Genomic DNA, 19607 nt, shown 5'->3' on the forward strand with positions numbered 1-19607 from the left:
CCACCGCACCGTCCTCCGCCCTGCCGCGGCCCGGCACCCGGCCGCTTGTCGGGCGTTCAACTGCGTCGCGGATCGTGTTCACACGATGTTTACTATGGTCGTCGTGCTACTCGACGACCCGCGCTCCGATTCCACGCTGCCGGGGCACGGAGGTCGGGACCGGATGTCCGGTCGCCGGATCGCGCTCGGCGCGGCCATCGCCGCCGTCCCCGCCCTGCTGATCGTCTTGCAGATCGTCGCCGGCCATCGCGGGTTCGAAGGCCCGCTCGCGAGTCTGTGGCGCGACTACGCCGGGACACCCAAATCCATCTCCGTGCCGTGGGCGGGACTGGCTCTGGCGCTGGTGGGGCTGAACTGGAAATGGCGCGGCATCGCGCTCGGATCGGCCATCGCGATCGACACCGTCTTCGCCGCCGCGCGGCTGCTGGGCCACGGGCCGTTCGCCCTCGGCAACGGCCCCACCATCGTGCTCACCGGCATGGGCGTCGCCGCGGCCCTGGGCCGGCGACGGGCGCGGGCGGACGGCGCCGACAGCACGCCGTACACCACCGCCCTGCGCGCCACCGCGCTGGGCGCACTGCTGATCCTGGCCACCAAGGTCGGCGACGTCTGGCTGCACATCACCGTGCTGGCCGGGCCGGATGTGCTCGACCCCTACCTGGTGCTGGCCGATCACGCCCTCGGCGACCCGTCCTGGGTGCTGGGCCGGGTGGTGGAGGCGCTCGGACCGGTCGGCTACGCGGTCCTGCACTGGGTGTACATCGAACTGCCGGTGGCCGCCATGGCGGTCGCGGCCTGGCAGCTGCGCGGCGTGGTGACCGAGCGGGTGTGGCCCCGGCACTACCTGGTGCGCACCTTTCTGGTGCTGGGCCTGGTGGGTCCGGTCGTCTACGTGTTCTTCCCGGTGGTCGGGCCGATGTTCGCCTACGGACCCGACGGCCACGGACTACAGCTGGGCAACTACTGGCCGCAGCTGGTGCCGCCCATCGACCCGACGCCCGCGGCGCTGCCGTTCGACGAGGTGACGCCGCGCAACTGCATGCCCTCCATGCACACCGCCTGGGCATTGGCGGTCTTCCTGCATTCGCGCCGGGACGTCGACGGCGCGCCCGCGCCGCGCTGGTTGCGCTGGGGCGGCACCTTCTGGCTGGTCGCCACGCTCACCGCGACGCTCGGCTTCGGCTACCACTACGGGGTCGACCTCGTCGCCGGTGCGGTGCTGTGCCTGACCGTCGAATCCGCGCTGCGGGCACCCGAGCGGGGCTGGGGCCGATTCCGCATCCGGCTCGTCGGCGGCGGCGCGGTACTGCTGATCGGACTGCTGCTGAGCTACCGGTACCTGGCCGTCGTCATGGCCGAGTACCCGGTGGCGGCGGGCGCGGTGCTGCTCGGCCTGTTCGCGGCCTATGTCACCGCCTTCTACCGCACCTGGTTCGGGTCCTCCGGGCCGTCCGAATCATCCTTGCCCGCATCGGAATCCGCGACCGCGCGCTCGTAGACCGGACGGCTGCCGCGCAGCAGCAGCCAACCGAGCAGGCAGCCCACCGTGATGATGAAGGCCGTCCACGCCGGGGCGGAGGTGTCCTGGGTGACCACCGTGCACAGCACCGGATCGTCCGGACTCTCCCGCAGCGCGTAATGCCCGCGTGAGACGTAGTCACGCAGACCGAGCACCGCCGAGGGCACATAGAGCATGACCGTGCCCAGCACCCGGTTCGGCACATAGCGCGGCGCGGCCGAGGCCAGGCCGAAGCCGCTGGTCCACGCCAGCACGACGGTGCCGGTCATGATCAGCAGCGAGCTCTCGGTATCGGCGGTGATCGCCGTGAACACCGCCAGCGCCAGCAGGATCACCAGGCAGGCCATGGGCGCGGCGCGGCGCGAACCCGCGTACAGGCCCAGCGCCGTCACGATCACCAGCAGCGGAATCGACCAGGCGGGCACCGAGGCCGCGATGGTGGCGCTGCCCACCGCGCTGATCGCCACCGCCACCAGCACCAGGGCGCCGTCGCGGCCCGGCAGCAGCATGGTGGCGATGATCGCGCCGCCCACCACCGCCACCACCGCGACGCCGATATCGGCGACGCTGCCGCCGTGCCGGGCCAGCCATTCGGCGCTGAACAGGAACACCAGCACCAGCACCACACCCGCCAGGATCGGGGTCATCGGCAATTCGATCGACGGCCGTTCCGCCGGTCGGCGTTTGCGATTGGCCAGGGTGCTCATGGTCACCAGTGCCACCGCCACCACGATCATCCAGGTGGGCGGCATATCCATCGACTGCCAATTCGCCGACGGTACGGATTCGTTCAACGAACCGGCCACATTCGGGAGCGGATTCACCGAGCCGAGCAGAATGCTGGCGAGTGCGCCGAGCGTCCACCCGTAAGCCGGCAGCCGATGATGCAGCACCGCCGCACCGAGTGCGCCCAACGCCACCCCGCCCGCCAGGGAATCGATGAAATTCATGGTGGACAGCGAGGCCGTCCCGGAGTTGCTCTGCCCGACGGTGTGATTGGCCAGCAGCACCACCAGCCCCGCCAGCGCGGTGGCCCACGCGGTGACGATGCTGCTCAGGGTGGTGATGAGCACCGCGGTGATCAGGGCCGCGAGCGCGCCCGCCGCGATAGCCCGGGGCAAGCTGTAGACGAGCAGATCCAGTTCCAGCGCCGAGGTCTGTGAGGTCCAGGCGAAGTCGATAGGCATAGCCAGCGACAGTCCGGCAACCATTGCCGCCACCAGCGCAGTGATAGTTTCGGCCGCTATCTGATACGCCTTCACCAGGCTGAAATTACCTTTGTGCGGGCTACGCACCACTCCGACTCGCCCTGACGAAATTGTTAGCTGGGTGAATTCCATCGATGTGGTGCGGGGCCTGTATAGCGTTCAACCTCGATATCCACGCGGGGTTCGCCCATCATTTCCGGGCATGCCCGCACGACTGTTCAATGCCGATCTACGCCGCCGATCCGCTGTCCCCGCCCCGGGGCGCGAGTCGCCGGGGCGGTCGCGGCTTGGTGCGCCGCAGCTCGGCGGATGCCGTCGTGCCCGCTCACCCGGGCCGATGCCCGAGCAACCCCGCTCGGGCGGGGCACGAGCTCCCGCCCGATCAGGTCCGCCGTAGCGCGGCGCGCTGCTGGAGCATGGCGCGCTGCTGGAGCATGGCGCGCTGCTGGAGCACGGCGCGCTGGCCGGGGCTGCGCTGACCAGGACACGCGGGTGCAGCACCCGCGTGGGCAGGGCCCGAGTGCCCAGACGCCAGCCAAGATCTGCGCGGCCTGAGACTCGCTCGGCCCGAGACTGCGCCTGCTCAGCCCGCGGAGGCGCGCTGGGCGGCGAAGCGGCGGAGCGATTCCACCTGGAGGGGATCCAGGGACGGCCGCACGGCCGCGCGGGCGGCCATGATGTCGGCCGAGGTCACATCGGCGGCCAGCACATCGCGGCGCATGGCGGCCAGCGCCGCCTCCCGGAGCAGGGCCGCGCAGTCGGCGGCGGAGTAGCCGTCCAGCTCGGCGGCCAGGGCGCGCAGTTCGACATCGGGTGCCAGCGGTACGGATTTGGCCGCCGTGCGCAGGATTTCGGCGCGGGCGGCGGCGTCCGGCGGCGGTACGAAGACCAGCTTCTCCAGGCGGCCGGGCCGGGTCAGCGCCGGGTCGATGAGGTCGGGGCGGTTGGTCGCGCCGACCACCACCACGTCGCGCAGCGGTTCCACGCCGTCCATCTCGGTGAGCAGCGCCGCCACCACCCGGTCGGTCACGCCCGAATCGCTGCTCTGGCCGCGGCGGGGCGCGAGGGAATCGATCTCGTCCAGGAAGATGAGCGCCGGGGCGGAATCGCGGGCGCGCTGGAACAGCTCCCGTACGGCGCGTTCGGAGGAGCCGACCCACTTGTCCATGAGTTCGGCGCCCTTCACCGCCTGCACGCTCAACTGGCCGGTCCCGGCCAGGGCGCGAACGAGGAAGGTTTTGCCGCAGCCGGGCGGCCCGTACAGCAGCACCCCGCGCGGCGGGTCGATGCCGAGGCGGGCGAAGGAATCCGGATGCCGCAGCGGCCACAGCACCGCCTCGGTGAGCGCCTGTTTGGTCTCCTTCATATCGCCCACATCGTCGAGGCTCAGGCTGCCGATGGCCAGCTCCTCCGACCCGGAGCGCGACAGCGGCCGGATCACCTCCAGCGCACCGGCCAGATCGTCCTGCACCAGCACCGGATCGGACTGTTCGCGGCTGGCCCGCGACGCCGCCCGCAGCGCCGCCTCCCGGACCAGCGCGGCCAGATCCGCCACCACGAAACCGGGTGTGCGCGCGGCGATCTCGTCGAGTTTCAGGCCGTCGGTCGGCACCTTGCGCAGCAGCTGTTCGAGCAGGGCGGTGCGCACCGCGGCGGTCGGCAGCGGCAACGCCAGCTCGCGATCGCACAGATCGGGTGCGCGCAGCCGCGCGTCCACATCGCCCGGATGGGCCGTGGTCGCCAGCAGCGCCACCGCGGGCGTCGCCACCGCCGCCCGCAACTGGTCGAGAATCAGGGTGGCGACCGGGTCCGCGTCGGCGGGCAGCAGGGCGTCGATATCGGTGATGAGCAGCACACCGCCCGCGCCCGAACAGAGTTCGGCGACAGCCATCCCCACCTCGCGCAGCCGAGTGCCGCTCTCGGTCGCCCCGACCGACGGGCCGTCCAACTCCACCACTCGCCGCTGCGCGCACACCGCCCGCGCCAGCGCCGCCTTGCCCACCCCGGCCGGGCCCGAGACGAGCACACCGAGATGTGCCGGGGCGCCAAGGGTTTTGAGCAGCTCCGGCTCGTCCAGGGCGAGGTTGAGCCATTCGGTGAGCTTGGCCGCCTGCGTCTGCACCCCGGCCAGATCGGCTACCCGAATCACCGGGGCCGGACCGGTCTGCGGCACCCGTCCGTAGTCCGCACCACCATCGCTGATGGACAGCGGCCGGTCGGTGGCCGCCACCCCCGGCCCCCACACCACCGCGCTGTTGGGCTGCACGCTCACCGGACCCGGCGACGGGTCGGTCGCGGTCACCGTCAACAGCTCGGAGGTCCAAGCCACCCCGAACGTCCGCGAGAGCGCCTGTGTCGCAGCCGAAGTGCTGGTTCCCGGCCCGAGGTCGCGGGGCAGCAGCGATACGGTGTCCCCGACGGTGACGACCTTCCCCAGCAGCGCCTGCCGCAGCGTCGCCTCGGGAATGGTGCCCGCCGCCAACGCCGACCCCATCACCGAGATCTGCTTGGCCCCGTACACGGTCACCGGCGCGATCACCACGGTCGCGCTCTCCCGCACCCCCGCGTTCGACAGCGTCACATCATCCAGCAGCGCCACCCCCGCGGGCGTACCCGCCGGTGCTACGGCGACGACCGCCGCCGTCCGCCGCGCCCCCATCAACGCGATCCCGTCCCACTCCCGCAAACCCAGCGCCGCCAGCGCCTCGGCATGCAATCGCACCAACCCTCGCCGCGCATCCGCGGCAGACGTATTGAGGCGAGCGGTCAAAGCGAGTTCAGGCACGCCCCCCATTGTGCCCGCCGGGCCGCACCCCGCGACCCCCTCGGAAATTCCCGCACCCCTTCCGTAATTCCCGCACGGTTTCTCGGAATCGAGTGTGCCCGCGAGCCGTGGTCGGTCGGCGGGTACCAGTCGGCGACCAGATCCAGCAGTCCCGGGAATCGGCGCTCCAGGTCGTCGACGCGCAGCTGCCTACGACACTCCAAACCCTACTGCCGCTGTCGCGTGACCCCGTCCTCCCGCAGCGCCTTGAAGTGGTGGGTGAGCGACGATTCGGCCGGTCGATGCGAACCACCCGCACGGGTGGTCGAACCCTTCGGACTCCAGCAGCAGTCGCACTGCTGGGCGCGGCGCTGTTGGCGGGTGCGGGGCAGGGGGCCACGCGGTGTCGCTCACCGCGTGGCACCGGTCCGGGGCTGGTCAGTGCTTGACGTCCTCCGGGTAGCGCTGGCGGGTGCCCGGGCGGCGCAGGCGCAGGCGGGCCGAGGAGACGCGGCCGATGGGGCGGGTGCGGCGCTGGGCCTTGCGCTGGGCGCGGCGTTCGGCGGGCTTGTGGTGCCAGGTCTCCGGGCGGGCGGCCACCCAGCGGGCCGAACGCACCGCGAACGGGATGTGCGCGAGGTAGATGGAGACCAGGCCCATCATCAGGATGAGCGGGTAGGTGACCAGCAGGGCGGCGGCCAAGGCCACCAGCACCAGCAGGATCGGAGCGGTGCGCGGAGCGACCGACACCGATTTGATCGCCAGCGTCGGCAGCGTGCTCACGCACAGCAGACCGGTGATGACCGTCCACACCGCCACCGCCGGGAAGCTCACCCACCAGCCGTCGCCGAACTGCTCCGCCAGCGCGATGGGCAGCAGCACGATCAGCGCGCCGGCGGGTGCGGGCACGCCCGTGAAGTACTCCCGCTGCCAGTCCGGGCGATTGTCGTCGTCCATCAGCGTGTTGAACCGGGCCAGCCGCAGCACCATGCACACCGCGAACATGAGCGCCAGAATCCAGCCCACGCTGTCGGCGTGCAGGAAGGTCACGTACAGCACCAGCGCGGGCGCGACGCCGAAGGCGATGGCGTCGGACAGCGAATCCAGTTCCGCGCCCATCTTGGTGGTGGCGTCCAGCATGCGGGCGATGCGGCCGTCCAGCATGTCGAAGATGGCGGCCGCGCCGACCAGGGCCAGCGCGATGCCGAGCTTGCCCTCGATGCCGAACTTCACCGCCGACAGACCCGAACACAGGCCAAGAATGGTGACCATCGACGGCAGCAGCCGGATGGTGCGGCGGCGGCGATCCTTCTCGGGCGCGGGCGCGAGCTGCTCCATCACGAATCCAGTTCGGCCAGCACCGTTTCCGCACCGATGGTGCGTTGGCCCGGGGTGACCAGCGGGCGCGTCCCGGCGGGGAAGTAGGTGTCCACGCGGGAGCCGAAGCGGATCAGTCCGTAGGTGTCGCCGATATTCAGCTTGTCGCCGACCCGGGCCTCGCACACGATGCGCCGCGCCAGCAGTCCGGCGATCTGCACGACCACGATCCGCTGACCGTTCTCGGTCTCGAGCACCATGGAGTTGCGCTCGTTGGCGTCGCTGGCCTCGGGCAGGTCGGCGGAGCGGAATTCGCCCTTCTTGTAGGCGATCTCGGTGACCACGCCGCTCAACGGCACCCGCTGCACATGCACGTCGAGCACCGACAGGAAGATGCTCACCCGAGGCAGCGGCGCATCGCCGAGCCCCAGTTCGGCGGGCGGAACCGCGGTGTCGACCAGTGCGACCTCACCGTCGGCGGGGGCGACGACCACCCCGGCCCGGTTCGGCGGCACCCGGTGCGGATGGCGGAAGAAGGTGGCGCAGGCCGCGGCGGCCGTGAGTCCCGTGCGACGTACCCACTTCTTGCGGTATCCGAGCGCGGCCACCGCCAGCGGGGCCGCCACGAACGGCAGTCCGGCGGGGTGCAGCGGCGGGATCGCATTGCGCACCAGGTCGGCCACGTGGGCGAGGCCGGTGCTCTCGGGGGTGCCGGGCGGGGTGGGACGGCGGGCCACAAGCTCCTCTTTCATGCGCGGATGGGGGCGGTCAGGGACCGCGCTCACACCTTACGGGAACCTGGCACACCACTCGCGTCCTCGGGCGAGTACCGGCCGGAAAACGCATGCCGGAGCGCGACGTGCGCACCGGTTTCGGGCGCACGTGCGGGGATCGGGCACGCAGCAGGGCACCGGTGCGGCCCGAGGCCGCCCGGTGCCCTGTGATCCGGACCTCAGACTCCGGCGCGGCGGCCGGTCACCATGTTCACCAGCCAGAGTAGGAGGACCGCGCCGCCGAGGCAGGTGAGGAAGCTGAAGATCAGCCCACCGCCCTCGACGTCCACTCCGAAGAGCTTGAGTATGAAGCCGCCGAGCAGGCCGCCGATCACGCCTACGACGATATTGAGCAGAATGCCCTGTTGAGCATCGGTTTTCATGATCTTGCTGGCGATCCATCCGGCGAGGCCGCCGATAATGATCCAACCGATGATGCCAAGGCCGAGCATGCTGTCCTCCCTTGTCCGAGGAACGGTGTGAGCCCCGCCATATCCGACGAGACGCACTTGGCAATACCCCTCGTTTGTGAGAATACGCACTCGCGGAGGACTATGTTCCGATTAATATGAGGAAGCCTCATGTCTACGGCGTCGTGTAGGCCATGACCGTGGGGGACCGGATGAAGGACAGCTCGACGCGCAGTGCAAAGGGGAAAAATATGGCGGCTCGACTGGCTTCGATTCGAGGGGCAGAGCACACCGCGATCCTTGGGCTCGGCGTCTACCGCCCGACCCGGGTCGTCACCAACGACGAGGTCGCGGGACCGATCGATTCCAGTGACGAATGGATTCGAACCCGCTCGGGCATCAAGACCCGCCGCTTCGCCGGGGACGACGAGACCGTCAAGAGCATGAGTGTGGCGGCCGGACGCGATGCCATCGAGGCCGCCGAGATCGAGCCCGCCGAGATCGACTGCGTCATCGTCGCCACCTCCACCTGGCTGCTGCTCACCCCGGCCGCCGCCCCGCAGGTCGCCACCGAACTCGGCATCACCGGGGCCGCTGCCTTCGATGTCTCCGCCGGATGCGCCGGCTTCTGCCACGCGCTCGCCATGGCATCGGATCTGGTCAAGGGTGGCACCGCGCGGCACGTCCTGGTGGTCGGCGTCGAGAAACTCACCGACACCATCAACCCCAAGGACCGGGGCACCGCCTTCCTGTTCGCCGACGGCGCGGGCGCGGTGGTGGTCGGTCCGTCCGAGGAACCCGGTATCGCGCCCACGATCTGGGGTTCGGACGGCACCCAGCACCATGCCATCCGGCAGGACAAGGACTGGATCGAATTCTTTCGCGAGATCGACGAACAGGGCACCGACGCGGTGCGCCCGTACCTCGCCATGGAGGGCACGGCGGTATTCCGCTGGGCCGCGCACTCGCTGGAGAAGGTGTGCCGCGATGCCGTGGAGGTCGCCGGTATCGAGATGAGCGATCTGGACGCCATGATCCCGCACCAGGCCAACGGCCGGATCATCGAGATCATGGCACGGGTGCTGAAGCTGCCGGAGAGCTGCGCGCTGGCCAATGACATCGAGGAGACCGGCAATACCTCGGCCGCCTCGATCCCGCTGGCCATGGAGCAGCTGTTGCGCAACGGCGACGCCAAGCCCGGCGGCACCGCCCTGCTCATCGCCTTCGGCGCGGGCCTGTCCTATGCCGCCCAGGTCGTGACGCTGCCCAACTGGAAGTAGCCGCGTTCGGCGCGGAGCCTGCCTACCTCAGGTTCCAGGTGACGTTCACGGTGAACGTCACCGTCTGCTGCCCCGGCTCCAGGCTGAATTCCGGCGTCGCCGCATCCGCCCGCATCGGTCCCGGCGGGTAGTTGCCGCTGCTGTTCTCGGTGATCGTCTCGACGTCACCGAGTTTCAGCCCGGCCAGGTCCGCGTACTGCTGAGCGCGGGATTTGGCGTCGGCGAACGCGCGGGCCCGGGCGTCCTCGAGCAATTGGGTGTTGTCGGAGAGATCGAACGACACATTGCTGATGCGGGTGTCGTTGCCCCCGGCCTTGACCGCCGCGTCGAGCACCGCCGACGCCTTGTCCAGGTCACGCACCACGACGTGGACGGAATTGGTGGCGCGGTAGCCGGTGATGACGCGACCCTCGGAGCCGTACTCCGGCTGCACCGACAGCTCGCTGGTCTGGATGTCCTCGCGGGCCACCCCGGCCTCCACCATGGCGTCGGTCATGTCCTTCGCCTTGGCGTTCACGCCGTCCACGGCGGCGGAGACGTCGCCCGCCTTCACCTGCGCGCCGAGATCGGCGTTCAAAACGTCGGGCGCGCCTCGGACCTGCCCGGTGCCCACGACGGAGACGTCGCGGTCGTTGTCTGATCCCGAGCTGCCGCAGCCGGTGAGCAGCAGCGCGACGCCGGTGGCCGCGGCGCAGATGACAGTCATTCGTCGCATAGCAGCGAACCTACGCACCACGTCGCCGCCGCGCCGGGAGAAACGCGAGTCCCGGCGCTCGGCGGCACCGCGAAACTCAGCGCTCGATGCTGTTCTTGATCTTGCCCAGGGTCTCGTTCATCCCGCGCACCAGCGCCTCCTCGAAGGGCTGCTCACCGCCCATGGCGGCATTGATGGAGGTGCGGGAGAACCAGGTGGTGCCGTTGGGGCAGTCGCGCCGCTGGACGAGCCGGGTGCCGGTGTCGGTCGGCTCCAGGGTGAAGCTCCAGATGGTGCGGTTCTCGTTGACCTTGAAGGCGATGGCGCGATTGGGCTCGTAGCGGACCACCCGCGAGGTGGTGGGCCAGAACTTGTTGCCGTCCCGATTGATATTGATGGTCCAGGTGCCGGTCTTGACCGCGCCGATCGGCTGCATGCGCACGCACTGCGGGCTGAACTCCGGCATCCGCTTCAGATCCGAGACGACGGCCCAGACCTGGTCCGGCGCCGCGGCGATGTCGATGGTGGCTTCGAGATTCTTCGGCAACGCTGCCTCCGGGAGATGTGACGAGGGGTATCAGCAATCCTAGAACCCGGTGCTGTGGCGAACGCAATCGAACAGGTGGCCGAACACTGAAAATCAACTAGATCACATTCCGGTGCGGTGGCGGCGAGTGCCGTAATAAGCGGCGCACAATGTCCTATAGACGAAGCAAGACACTGCCTCCAGCTTCCCGAACGAAACGTGAGGTGATCGGCCGTGAATCTGCGCTCGCTCATACATCGCAAGCAGGCACACAAGGGGGTCCCCCTGCTTCCCAACCCCGACGACGAACAAGCGCGATCCACGTCTACGCCCAGGTCCAAGCCGCCGAACGAGGAGCGCTTGGAACGACTGCTCACCCAGTCCGAGCTCGATCTGGTTCACCAGCACCGGATTTGAGCCGGTGGCGAACAACTCGGCCGCATTTGACCTCGCCATCCATACTCGTTAGGTGACCTCACCTGCTGCCGTGAAACCGGCCATTCTCAGCGTGGACGACGATCCCGGCGTCTCTCGCGCGGTGGTTCGCGATCTGCGTCGCCGCTACGGTGCGGAGTATCGAATCCTGCGGGCGGAGTCGGGTGCGGCCGCGCTCGACGCGCTGCGGGAGATGAAGTTGCGCGGCCAGCCGGTCGCCGTGCTCATCGCCGACTACCGCATGCCCGGTATGGACGGCATCGAATTCCTCGAGCAGGCCATGGACCTGCACCCGCACGCCCGGCGCGTGCTGCTCACCGCCTACGCCGACACCAATGCCGCCATCGAGGCCATCAATGTGGTCGATCTCGATCACTACCTGCTCAAGCCCTGGGATCCCCCGGAGGAGAAGCTCTACCCGGTGATCGACGCGCTGCTGGAAGCGTGGCGCGGCGATATCCACCGCCCGGTCACCGAGACCAAGGTGGTCGGCCACCGTTGGTCGGCACGCTGTTCCCAGGTGCGCGAGTTCCTGGCGCGCAATCAGCTGCCCTATCGCTGGTATCTGGCCGACGAACCGGAGGGGTCGCGCCTGCTGGCGGCGGCCGGGGCCACCGAGGACCAGTGCCCGGTCGTCATCAATCCGGCCGGTGAGGCGCTGCTGGAACCGAGCGATGCGCAGTTGGCGGCCAGCGTGGGCTTGAACACCGACCCGTCCGGCGAGTTCTACGACCTCATCGTGGTGGGCGGCGGCCCGGCCGGTCTCGGCGCGGCCGTGTACGGCGCGTCCGAGGGCCTGCGCACGGTGCTGGTGGAGCGCACCGCCACCGGCGGCCAGGCCGGGCAGAGCTCCCGCATCGAGAACTATCTGGGCTTCCCGGACGGACTCTCGGGCGCGCAGCTGGCCGATCGGGCGCGACGGCAGGCCGTCAAATTCGGCGCCGAACTGGTGACCGCCCGCGAGGTCCACTCCCTGGAGGCCTGCGGTTCGGCGCGCGTGGTGAAATTCGCCGACGGCGGGCATATCGCCGGGCACGCGGTGCTCATCGCCACGGGCGTGAACTACCGGCACCATCCGGCCCCCGGTGTGGACGACTTCACCGGCCGGGGCGTCTACTACGGTTCGGCCATGACCGAGGCGGCCGACTGCGCCGAACGGGACGTCTACATCGTGGGCGGCGCGAACTCGGCGGGCCAGGCGGCGGTGTTCCTGTCGCGCAACGCCCGCACGGTGCACATCCTGGTGCGGGCGGCGTCGCTGGAGGCATCCATGTCGCACTACCTGATCCAGCAGATCGAGCAGATCCCGAATATCAAGGTGCACACCCGCACCGAGGTGGTGTCCGCCGACGGCGACGATCATCTGGAACGGATCGTGCTGCGCGACAACACGACCGGGGCGGAGGAGAAGGTCGACGCCGAACGGCTGTTCCTGTTCATCGGCGCCGCACCGGAAACCGATTGGCTCGACGGCACCGTCACCCGCGACGCCGCCGGGTACGTGGTGGCCGGACCCGACCTGATGGTGGATGGTGAACGGCCCGCGGGATGGGAGCTACCCCGTCCCCCAGGGCATTTGGAGACCAGTGTGCCCGGGGTGTTCGTGGCCGGTGACGTGCGGTCGGAATCGGCGAAGCGGGTGGCCTCGGCGGTGGGCGAGGGCGCGATGGCCGTCATGCTGGTCCACCGCTACCTGGCGAAGCAGTAGGAGGCCGCGATGGGTGACCGATTGATCTGCGACCCCGCGGAATTGAAGGAACTGTTCCTCTTCGAGAAGCTCGACGACGAACAGCTGGCGTGGCTGTGCCGCGACGGCCGGGTGGAGCGCTTCGAACCGGGACTGGTGTTCCGCGAGGGCGACCCGGCCACCTGCTTCTACGTCCTCATGGAGGGCGAGGTCGTGCTGACGAAGATGTCGGGCGGCGAGGAGATCGAGCTGGTGCGCACCGACCACCACGGCGCCTACGCGGGCGCATGGACGGCGTACATGGGCGACAAGGTCGACCAGAACTACACCGGCTCCTTCTACGTCACCCGCCCGTCCACCTTCTTCGTCCTGGACGCGGGCACCTTCGCCCGCATGGTCCAGACCTGGTTCCCGATGGCGCTGCATCTGCTCGAGGGTGTGTTCTTCGGCAACCGCAACGCCAATGAGCGGGTGGGGCAGCGGGAGCGGCTGCTCGCCCTCGGCTCGCTGTCGGCGGGGCTGACCCACGAGCTGAACAATCCCGCCGCGGCGGCCGTCCGCGCCACCTCCTCGCTGCGGGAGCGGGTGGCGGGGATGCGGCACAAGTTGAAGATGATGGCGCACGGCACATTCGACTCCAAGACGCTCGAATCCCTGGTGCAGTTGCAGGAGGAGGCGGCCGCGCAGGTCGGCAAGGCCCCCACGCTGACGCCGCTGGAGGCCGCCGACCGCGAGGACGAACTCGGGGACTGGCTGGAAAACCACGGCATCGGCAACGGCTGGGAGATCGCCCCCACCTTCGTCCAGGCCGGATTCGACATCGACTGGCTGGAGAAGGTGCACGGCACCCTGACCGAATGCTCCGACGGCGTGTTCGAGGGCGCGATCCGCTGGCTCAACTACACGGTCGAAACCGAACTGCTCATGAACGAGATCGCCGATTCCACCACGCGCATCTCGTCGCTGGTGAACGCCGCCAAACAGTATTCGCAGATGGACCGCGCCCCGTTCCAGGTGGTGGACATCCACGAACTGCTCGACAGCACGCTGGTCATGCTGGGGCGCAAGATCGGCGACGATATCGAGGTGGTCAAGGAGTACGACCACACCCTGCCGTCGGTGCCCTGCTACGCCGCCGAACTGAATCAGGTGTGGACCAACCTGATCGACAACGCCATCGCCGCCATGCGGGGGCGGGGCACGCTCACGGTGCGCACCTATCGCGAGAACGATTGCGCCGTAGTGGAAATCGGTGATACCGGACCGGGCGTGCCGGATGAGATCAGGCACCGGATCTTCGAGCCGTTCTTCACCACCAAACCGGTGGGCGAGGGCACCGGCCTGGGGTTGGACATCTCCTTCCGCATCGTGGTGAACAAGCACGGCGGCGATATCCGCGTCGTATCCGAACCCGGCGACACCCGTTTCATCGTCCGACTGCCGCTGACGCCGCCCGCGGGCGCGGAGGTCGCCGCGGCACAAACCGAAACCGGAGGTGAGTGATGTCGGAACAAATCCAGGGGATCGATCCCGCGGTGGCCCCCAGCGGCCCCGGCTGCGTGGAATGCGATGCGGCACAGGGGTGGTGGGTGCATCTGCGCCGCTGTGCCCAGTGCGGCCACGTCGGCTGCTGCGACAGTTCGCCGTCGCGGCACGCCACCGCGCACTACCGGTCCACCGGCCACCCGTTCGTGCAGAGCTTTGAACCGGGCGAGGACTGGTACTGGAACTACGCCACCGGTGAGATGTACGGCGAGGGACCGGAACTGGCCGCGCCGACCCATCATCCGGCGGATCAGCCGGTGCCCGGCCCCCGCGATCGGGTGCCCGCGGACTGGCGGAGCCGGTTGAACTGAGCGGTCACGTGCGCTGAGGAGTCTCCCGCTCGCGGTCTCGGCGGGCGGGACCGCGAGTCACGAGTGCCCGACGACGGCGTCCGGCGGGTGTGACAGGCGGTCCCCGGGGGGTGCCCGCGGAATTCGTATCCGAGCGGCGAGCGGGAGTCCTTTCCTCACCAGCAGCAAAGAGCCGGTTTCACAAACGTAGATCGACGGCGCGAACGATAATCGACCGTGCGTGCCCACTATTGGGCCCACAGTGCACGATCGGTCGGTGGCGGTACGACCGCCACGCTCGTTCGCGGAGGTTCACCGTGGTAGTGCTGCTCGACACCGACGGCGTGGAGCCGGATCAGCGGGTGGAGAGAGCGAGGGAGACGGTACGGGCCATCGCGGGTCCACAGCACGTCCTGCCCGAGCAGGTCGACGGACCGATGTCGGTGTATCTGGAGGCATGGGAGCTGGGTGGGATCGGGCTGTACCGGGCGCGCAGCTCGGCGCTGCGGCTGGTGCGCACCGAGCGGCACGTCCGCCGTGAGCCGAGCCCGGCGCTGGGATTCGTGGTGGGGCAGGCCGCCGTCGAACGTCGCTGTGGGGCGACGACAGCCGTGATCCCCGAGGGTGGACTGTGCCTGGTCGACCTGAACGCCCCCTACGAACTCGCCTGGCGGGAACGCGGACTGACGGCCCTGCTGCTGCCGCTGGATGCGCTGGCGCTGCCGTTCGAGGTGATCCGCACCGCCATGCACCGGGCTCCCGCCAGTCCGCTCTACCCGCTGGTCTGCGGGCACACCATGATGCTGGCGGCCTCCGCCGAGGCACTCGCCGCCGATGTTGCTGCCCGGGAAACGGCCAGCGCGACAGTGGAGTTGGCCCGCGCACTGCTGACCTCGGCCGCCGGTGTCACCGCCGGTGACGGGGGTGCGGTACCGGCGGCGCTCCTGCTCGGCCGCATTCGCGAATACGTGCGAGCCCATCTCGCCGATCCGCTGTTGGCTGCGGAATCCATTGCCCGGGCGCACAGCATCTCGGTGCGTTACCTGTACAAACTCTGTGCCGGAGCGGATCTCAGCCTGGAGCAGTGGATCATCGCGGAGCGGTTGGAGCGGGTGCGCGCGGACCTCGCGCGACCCGAGTGCGAGCAGCGGTCGATCGGCCTTGTCGCGAGTGCGTGGGGCTTCCGGGACGCCTCGCATTTCGCGCGCCGGTTCCGCGCGGCCTACGGTATGACGCCCAGGGAGTGGCGGCGGTCGGCGGCACGCTCCTGTTCGCCGCCCGATGGCCGGTGACCTGTAGTGACCGACCTGTTCGCCGGTCGCCTCCCGGGCGGAGCGTCCACCCGGTACGCTGCTGCGAGCGCCGGGCAGGTCCGGCGTCGGTGAACTGCACTCGGAGAGCTCGGAAAGCACGGTATGAAGCGAATGTCGGTTGTCGCCTGCGTGTTCGGCGCGCTGGCGCTGGGACTATCCGGCTGCGGGTCGGATGAATCGAGTGATGTGAGCGGACTCGGCCAGGCGGCGACGTCCACCACGACCGCGGTCGAGACGACCGCACCCACCACCACCTCCTTCACCTACGTGGAACCGCCCGCGACGGCACCCACCGCCCCGGCCAGCGCCAAGCAGACCACCGCCGACGGCGCCGACACCACCTGCGGCCAGTTCCGCGACCTCACCGACGACACCCAGAAACAGGTCATCGACCAGGTCCTCGCCGCCCATCCCGGCTCCCAGCTGGAGGGCAGCCCCAACGTGGCCCTCGGCACCGCCAAACTCGCCTGCCTCGCCAGCTCCTACACCGACACCCCCGTCGCCGTAGCCATCCGCGTCGCCGCCCGATAACCGCCCACGCGCAGTGCCTTTCGCCGTGGCGAGGCACGGGTGTTGCCTCGGGGCCTGCACCGCCGTGGCCGCTCGTATCCGATGACGATCGCGCGCCGGTCTCGCCTCGTGACGGAGCGCGTGGGGCAGGTCGCGGCCGTGTGGTGCGCTGGCGCGCGTAATGTCCGCATGCGACCGGTGACGTGAGGGTGGGTGGTCGAATGGACGCCGATGGGCTGGCGGAGTTCGAGCGGCAGCGCGGACGGCTGTTCGCGCTGGCGTACCGCATGCTGGGGTCGGCGAGCGAGGCCGAGGACGCGGTGCAGGAGACGTATCTACGCTGGGACGCCGCCGATCGCGCGACCATTCGCGCCGCCGAAGCCTGGCTCACCACCGTGGTGGTGAATCTGTGCCGCACCTGGCTGGATTCGGCGCGGGCCCGTCGCGAGACCTATGTGGGCCCGTGGATCCCCGAGCCGGTGCGCACCGGGGCAGGGGAGCTCGGTCCGCTGGAGTCGGCGGAGCAGCGCGAGCTGGTGTCGCTGGCCTTCCTCACCATGCTGGAGCGGCTGACGCCCGCCGAACGCGCGGTCTTCGTGCTGCGCGAGGCGTTCGGCTACCCGCACCGCGAGATCGCCGCGATGCTGGAGCTCACCGAAGCCAACTCGCAGCAGCTCTACCGGCGCGCCGCACAGCGGGTGCGGGAGCAGCGGCCGCGGTTCGCCGCCGCCCCCGAGCAGGCGCGAGAGTTGCTGTCCCGTTTCCTCGCGGCGGCCCGTTCCGGTGATGTGGCCGCCCTGGAGAGCCTGTTCGCCGCCGATATCGTGTCGGTGGCCGACGGCGGCGGCAAGGTCAGCGCCGCCCGCCGGCCGATCGTGGGTGCACAGCGGGTGGCCCGCTACCTCCTCGGCCTGATGGCCCAGGGCATCGAGGGTATGGAGATCGGTGTCGACGAGGTCAACGGTGCTCCGGCCGTGGTGGTCCGGGTCGCGGGCGCGGTGCTGGTGGTGATCGGCATCGACGTGGCCGACGACCGGATCCACGCCCTGCGCCTGGTGCTGAACCCCGACAAGCTGGCGCACGTCGCGAGCGCGGTGGCACCCTGATCCGCTGCCCGTGACACGGCACACAGTCGCGATCTGTCAGGGATCGCGGCGCTGTCCGGTCTGGAGGGTGTCGGCACTTCGAAAAGGAGTCACGCTCATGACCGGAGCACATCGAATCGTCATCCTCGGCGCGGGTTACGCGGGCCTGGCAGCGGCGAAGCGGGCGGCACGGATCCGCGGCGCCCGGGTCACCGTGATCGACCCCCGCACCGAATTCGTCGAACGCGTTCGCCTGCATCAACTGCTGGCGGGCCAGGCGGTGCCGCGCTGGGAGCTGCGGGAACGGTTGGAGCGCAAGGGCATCGAATTCCTGCGGGCCCGCGCCACGGCCATCGACACCGAGGCTCGGACGGTGCGCACGGATACCGGCGCGGAGATCGCCTACGACTCCCTGATCTACGCCCTCGGCAGCATCGCCGACACCCGCACCGTGCCCGGTGTCGCCGAGTACGCCCACACCGTGGCGACACCCGAGGACACCGCCCGCATTCCCGCGCTCACCGGCCGGGTCGCCGTGGTGGGCGGCGGTTCCACCGGTATCGAGGTGGCCGCCGAACTGGCCGAGGCGAATCCGGATCTCGATCTCACGCTGGTGTCGGCCGAGGAGCCCGCCGCGTGGCTCTCCGACCGTGCCCGGACCCATGTGGCGGCGACCCTGAACCGGCTCGGCGTCCGGGTCCGTTCCGGCGTCAAGGTCGTCGAGGTCACCGGCACCGGCCTGGAATTGGCCGACGGCGAGCACCTCGATGCCGAAACCGTGCTGTGGACAACCGGTTTCGCGGTCCCCGACCTGGCCGCCACCTCCGGTCTGGCCGTCGACCCCCGCGGCCGCGTCCTGACCGACGCCACCCTGCGCTCCCGCTCCCACCCGGCCGTCTACGCCGCGGGCGACGCCGCCGTCATCGCGGGCCCCGCCGACCGCGACCTCCGCATGGCCTGCGCCACCGCCCTCCCCACCGGCAAGCACGCCGCCACCTCGATCGCGGCCACCATCGCCGGAAACACCCCCGCCCCCTTGACCTTCCGCTACCAGCTCCAATGCCTGAGCCTCGGCCGCCGCGACGGTCTCATCCAATTCCTCGAATCCGACGACACCCCCGCCCGCCGCGTCCTCACCGGCCGCCCCGCCGCCCGCGTCAAGGAGTTCATCGTCCGCTTCGCGGCGTCCGCCGCACGTCCGTAAACGGTTGCGCCCCATTCCCGCTCGATTCGAAACCGGGAGCCGGTCCGGTGGCGGCCGGCGAACCCTTCGTACCGGGCGGCGCACGGTTCGTGCGGTCGCGGCCGGTGTGTTCGCCCGCGATTAAATCGTCAACTAGTGGTTGACTTCACGGGCTGAGTCAACCTACCGTTGACGCATGACGCACTCGCTCCGCCTCGACGACCTGATCGACGGCATCAAGAAGGCCCGCCCCGACAATGTGCTGGAACAGCTCTCCGACGCGGTCGTCGTCGGCGGGCATCTCGACGAACTCGCCGACCACCTGATCGGCCATTTCGTGGATCAGGCGCGCCGCTCCGGCGCGTCCTGGACCGATATCGGCGCCAGTATGGGCGTCACCAAGCAGGCCGCCCAGAAACGCTTCGTCCCCAAGGCTCCCGGCGACCCGGCCGACGCCGCGACCATGGACCCCAATGCGGGCTTCGCCAAGTTCACCCCGCGCGCTCGCGCCGTGGTGGTGGCCGCGCAGGAGGAGGCCCGCACCCGCGGCAACGCCGAGATCACCACCGCGCACCTGCTGCTCGGTCTGCTCAGCGAACCGGACGGGCTCGCGGTGCAGGCGATCGTCGCCAAGGGCGTCTCGGCGGACGCCGTGCGCCGGGTGGCCGAGGGGGCCGTGCCGGAGCCGTCGGACGCGGACATGCCCGCGCTGGTGCCCTTCGACGCGCAGGCCAAGAAGTCGCTCGAGCTCACCTTCCGGCAGGCGCTGCGCATGGGCCACAACTACATCGGCACCGAACACATCCTGCTGGCGATGCTGGAGCTGGAGGACGGGTCGGGTCCGCTGTCCGGCCTGGGCCTGGACAAGGAATCGATCGAAGCGGATATCACCGCCCTGCTCGAATCGGTCATGGCGGCGAAGAAATAGGTGCCGACCAGGTTCGTCGGCGGGCCGGGTAGGCTTGCCGACGGGCCGTGACTGGCGCGCTGGGATGGGAACGACCATCGGGGAGCGGCCTGCGAACGAAGTGCCGTGCGCCTGGGCCACGGTGACCGTTCCCACCCGAC

17 protein-coding genes and 1 riboswitch are annotated in these 19607 nt (G+C 69.8%); of the genes, 10 read left to right on the forward strand and 7 right to left on the reverse strand.

Annotated features, from left to right (window positions below; translation table 11 throughout):
- Window positions 1-163: 163 nt before the first annotated feature.
- The gene (locus FOH10_RS33660; protein WP_143984479.1) at window positions 164-1498 is read left to right on the forward strand and encodes a DUF5933 domain-containing protein; all 1335 of its coding nucleotides are present in this window, start codon (window positions 164-166) and stop codon (window positions 1496-1498) included.
- Here the strand turns inward: FOH10_RS33660 and FOH10_RS33665 are convergent.
- From FOH10_RS33665 to FOH10_RS33690, 5 genes are all read right to left on the reverse strand, one after another.
- Window positions 1420-2706, reverse strand: coding sequence for a hypothetical protein (locus tag FOH10_RS33665; protein ID WP_143983643.1), 1287 nt, complete (start codon window positions 2704-2706; stop codon window positions 1420-1422). The two genes, FOH10_RS33660 and FOH10_RS33665, sit on opposite strands and share 79 nt — an antisense overlap.
- A gap of 604 nt (window positions 2707-3310) precedes the next feature.
- Window positions 3311-5521 carry an AAA family ATPase gene (locus tag FOH10_RS33670; RefSeq protein ID WP_143983644.1) on the reverse strand — a complete coding sequence of 737 codons (2211 nt, stop codon included), beginning with the start codon at window positions 5519-5521 and terminating at the stop codon, window positions 3311-3313.
- 408 nt (window positions 5522-5929) lie between these two features.
- The gene (gene pssA / locus FOH10_RS33680) at window positions 5930-6829 is read right to left on the reverse strand and encodes a CDP-diacylglycerol--serine O-phosphatidyltransferase (protein WP_143983645.1); all 900 of its coding nucleotides are present in this window, start codon (window positions 6827-6829) and stop codon (window positions 5930-5932) included.
- Window positions 6829-7545 (reverse strand): phosphatidylserine decarboxylase, encoded by a 717-nt coding sequence (locus FOH10_RS33685; protein WP_143984480.1) that lies wholly within the window; start codon window positions 7543-7545, stop codon window positions 6829-6831. The genes pssA and FOH10_RS33685 overlap by 1 nt, the downstream gene beginning before the upstream one ends.
- A 215-nt stretch (window positions 7546-7760) precedes the next feature.
- Window positions 7761-8033 carry a GlsB/YeaQ/YmgE family stress response membrane protein gene (locus tag FOH10_RS33690; protein ID WP_143983646.1) on the reverse strand — a complete coding sequence of 91 codons (273 nt, stop codon included), beginning with the start codon at window positions 8031-8033 and terminating at the stop codon, window positions 7761-7763.
- A 209-nt stretch (window positions 8034-8242) separates the two neighbouring features.
- Between FOH10_RS33690 and FOH10_RS33695 the strand changes: the two genes are divergently transcribed.
- Window positions 8243-9271 carry a beta-ketoacyl-ACP synthase III gene (locus FOH10_RS33695; RefSeq protein ID WP_143983647.1) on the forward strand — a complete coding sequence of 343 codons (1029 nt, stop codon included), beginning with the start codon at window positions 8243-8245 and terminating at the stop codon, window positions 9269-9271.
- A gap of 22 nt (window positions 9272-9293) precedes the next feature.
- On the opposite strand, the gene FOH10_RS33700 is transcribed toward FOH10_RS33695, so the two are convergent.
- Complete coding sequence (locus FOH10_RS33700) at window positions 9294-9986, reverse strand: SIMPL domain-containing protein (protein WP_143983648.1); 693 nt, start codon at window positions 9984-9986, stop codon at window positions 9294-9296.
- A gap of 76 nt (window positions 9987-10062) precedes the next feature.
- Window positions 10063-10512, reverse strand: coding sequence for an SRPBCC family protein (locus tag FOH10_RS33705; protein ID WP_029932950.1), 450 nt, complete (start codon window positions 10510-10512; stop codon window positions 10063-10065).
- Window positions 10513-10960: 448 nt separating this feature from the next.
- On the opposite strand from FOH10_RS33705, the gene FOH10_RS33710 reads away from it, so the two are divergent.
- The 8 genes from FOH10_RS33710 (at window position 10961) to FOH10_RS33745 (ending at window position 19467) form a co-directional block, all read left to right on the forward strand.
- Complete coding sequence (locus FOH10_RS33710; protein ID WP_143983649.1) at window positions 10961-12634, forward strand: NAD(P)/FAD-dependent oxidoreductase; 1674 nt, start codon at window positions 10961-10963, stop codon at window positions 12632-12634.
- Between the two features lie 9 nt (window positions 12635-12643).
- Entirely contained in the window at window positions 12644-14116 is a 1473-nt protein-coding gene (locus tag FOH10_RS33715) for an ATP-binding protein (protein WP_143983650.1), read from the forward strand.
- The gene (locus tag FOH10_RS33720) at window positions 14116-14469 is read left to right on the forward strand and encodes a UBP-type zinc finger domain-containing protein (protein ID WP_143983651.1); all 354 of its coding nucleotides are present in this window, start codon (window positions 14116-14118) and stop codon (window positions 14467-14469) included. Before FOH10_RS33715 ends, FOH10_RS33720 begins: the two co-directional genes overlap by 1 nt.
- Before the next feature lie 296 nt (window positions 14470-14765).
- Complete coding sequence (locus FOH10_RS33725) at window positions 14766-15740, forward strand: helix-turn-helix domain-containing protein (protein WP_143983652.1); 975 nt, start codon at window positions 14766-14768, stop codon at window positions 15738-15740.
- A 123-nt stretch (window positions 15741-15863) separates the two neighbouring features.
- The gene (locus FOH10_RS36115; protein WP_255056188.1) at window positions 15864-16292 is read left to right on the forward strand and encodes a hypothetical protein; all 429 of its coding nucleotides are present in this window, start codon (window positions 15864-15866) and stop codon (window positions 16290-16292) included.
- Window positions 16293-16492: 200 nt separating this feature from the next.
- A complete protein-coding gene (locus FOH10_RS33735) occupies window positions 16493-17377 on the forward strand; it encodes an RNA polymerase sigma-70 factor (RefSeq protein WP_143983653.1) in 885 nt (294 codons plus the stop codon).
- 97 nt (window positions 17378-17474) lie between these two features.
- Window positions 17475-18560 (forward strand): NAD(P)/FAD-dependent oxidoreductase, encoded by a 1086-nt coding sequence (locus FOH10_RS33740; protein WP_143983654.1) that lies wholly within the window; start codon window positions 17475-17477, stop codon window positions 18558-18560.
- Window positions 18561-18735: 175 nt separating this feature from the next.
- Window positions 18736-19467: a Clp protease N-terminal domain-containing protein gene (locus FOH10_RS33745; RefSeq protein WP_143983655.1), complete on the forward strand. Its 732-nt coding sequence runs from the start codon at window positions 18736-18738 to the stop codon at window positions 19465-19467.
- Between the two features lie 37 nt (window positions 19468-19504).
- A riboswitch (ZMP/ZTP riboswitch) is annotated at window positions 19505-19591 on the forward strand.
- Window positions 19592-19607 lie beyond the last annotated feature (16 nt).

The sequence above is a fragment of the Nocardia otitidiscaviarum genome, assembly GCF_007362295.1.
Taxonomy (GTDB): domain Bacteria; phylum Actinomycetota; class Actinomycetes; order Mycobacteriales; family Mycobacteriaceae; genus Nocardia; species Nocardia otitidiscaviarum.